At 40.5% G+C, this 1,965-nt stretch carries 2 protein-coding genes and 1 pseudogene; 2 read left to right on the forward strand and 1 reads right to left on the reverse strand.

Features of this window, described 5'->3' with window-relative positions; all coding sequences use genetic code 11:
* Positions 1–785, reverse strand: a 785-nt coding sequence (locus VF500_RS05160; protein WP_330858649.1) for an alpha/beta hydrolase, incomplete at its 3' end; no start/stop codon positions are given.
* Between the two features lie 251 nt (positions 786–1,036).
* Between VF500_RS05160 and VF500_RS05165 the strand changes: the two genes are divergently transcribed.
* On the forward strand, positions 1,037–1,390 hold the full coding sequence (locus tag VF500_RS05165) for a helix-turn-helix domain-containing protein (RefSeq protein ID WP_330858650.1): 354 nt from the start codon (positions 1,037–1,039) through the stop codon (positions 1,388–1,390).
* A gap of 190 nt (positions 1,391–1,580) precedes the next feature.
* Positions 1,581–1,965 (forward strand): annotated as a pseudogene (locus VF500_RS05170) (hypothetical protein); the annotation flags it as partial.

Below are 1,965 nucleotides of genomic sequence, written 5' to 3' on the forward strand. Positions count from 1 at the left end.
GCCGTATCCAAAATAGCGTCCATCTGCCAGAAATAATGAGTCACACCTTTAAACCGGAGATGGAATACCTCAATACCCTGTTCTTTTAAAACCGCTGCGTAAAGTTCTGCTTCGTACTGCAGCGGATCATGCTCGGCAGTATAAATCAGGGTTTTCGGAACATGGTTGACATCAAAAACTAATAATGGCGATGCGGATTCATCGAAAGCATGATCCCGATGTCCCAGGTAGGTGTCCCAGCACTGTTTCATTAATGTTTTTGAAAGGAAATAGCCTTTTTCGTATTTATTGTAAGATGGTGTATCAAACTGATAATGCAAGGCCGGACATACCAATAATTGGCCAAGGAGTTTATATTCGCGGGTTCGATTAATCAAATGAACCAATCCGGCAGCAATGTTAGCCCCTGCATTATCACCGCCTGCAACTATTTTTTTCCTGTTTATGCCAAAATGAAATCCCTGGTTTTTAATCCAGTTCATTACAGCCAGTCCCTGGTATAGCGGCACCGGAAAATGGTGCTCCGGCGCCAGGGCATAATCAACCGATATAACGGCATAACCACTGCTTTCAGCAAGCGCAGCGCATATGGAATCGCAGGTTTTAAGATTGCCACTGATCCAGTTACCGCCATGAAAATAAACCAAAACGGGTTTCAACCCGGGTGAATCAGCACCGTAGATCCTGAAATTGAAAGCCGGCAAGCCGTCGGGCGCCAATTTCAGTTCCCTGATGGTGGTCAAACCTTCATTAGAATAAGAGACGATCCGAAGGAAATCATTCATTAGAGATCTGTAGCCATTAATATTTAGCGGGGCTCCAGGGGCCAGATTAAATTTGGTATGAAGAAGGTTTCGAATTACAGGATGCATATTCGTCATAGCACATTTACAGTAATTATTTTAATATTTGTATGCTAAAAACGATTTAGCTTCGTTTGCTCCTGTTAAAAGGCAGCGACAGTCGCAAAGGAACAATAAACAGTTATTGACATCAATAACTTAACCGGTAATTAGTAACTCATTAATAAATTAGCATGTCAGAAAGAAAACTAAGCTCCACCAATTTTTATAACCAGTCGTTTTTGGAAGAAAAATGCGCCCTTAACGAGCTTCTTTATTTATTGAGTAAAAGATGGATGACCGAAGTGTTGTTCAGCATTGAAGAGGGTAACTTACGTTTTAACAGTCTGAAAGAGGATTTAGAGCATATCAGCGACCATATCCTTGCCGATAGGTTGAAATGCCTGGAACAACATGAGTTGATTCATAAAAGCTACATACCGGGTAATCCGCCAAGAACTGAATATACCTTAACAGGCAAAGGGGAAGAGCTGAGTGAAATATTAGGTGGATTGTGCGATTTTGCAGAAAGCAAAATGCAGTTTTGATGTTCCTGAAGTCTAATTTAGATGCATGATGATTGATGTTTTTTGAACGAGATTATAAGTGAATAGATGCAACTAACTAATTTATTAGTGGTTTGTTTTTATTGTTTTTAAGGATTGTTAGCGTTCTTTGGTGGCGAAAAAGCCCGGGTTTTTCGGTAACAAGTAATAACCCTTAAACAAAATATTCATTATGAAATTGTACAATCTATTCAGATTTGTTTGCTACTGCCTCTTAATCGCTGCAATTACCGGCCCGAAAGTATGGGCTAGTGCTCCTGCCAAAGATTACTACCAGCTCAAAATATATCATTATAAAAATCAGGCCCAGGAAACAAGACTTGAACAATATCTGGAGCAGGCATATGTACCTGCTATCCACCGTGCCGGCATTAAAAATGTTGGGATCTTTAAGCCAGTTACCCAGCAGGATACGGACAGGAAAATTTATGTTTTTACTCCTTTTTCTTCATTGGATAAGTTAGCAGGGGTAGAGCAACGGTTGCAGACGGATCCAAAATACCTGGCTGATGGCAAAGATTACATTGATGCGGAATACAAAAATTCGCCTTACAGCC

Origin of the sequence: Mucilaginibacter sp., from assembly GCF_036383575.1 — a bacterium.
Lineage (GTDB): Bacteria > Bacteroidota > Bacteroidia > Sphingobacteriales > Sphingobacteriaceae > Mucilaginibacter.

Coding starts and splice junctions, on each gene's coding strand:
- VF500_RS05165 (WP_330858650.1), top strand. CDS start 1,037: ATGTCAGAAAGAAAACTAAGCTCCACCAATTTTTATAACCAGTCGTTT.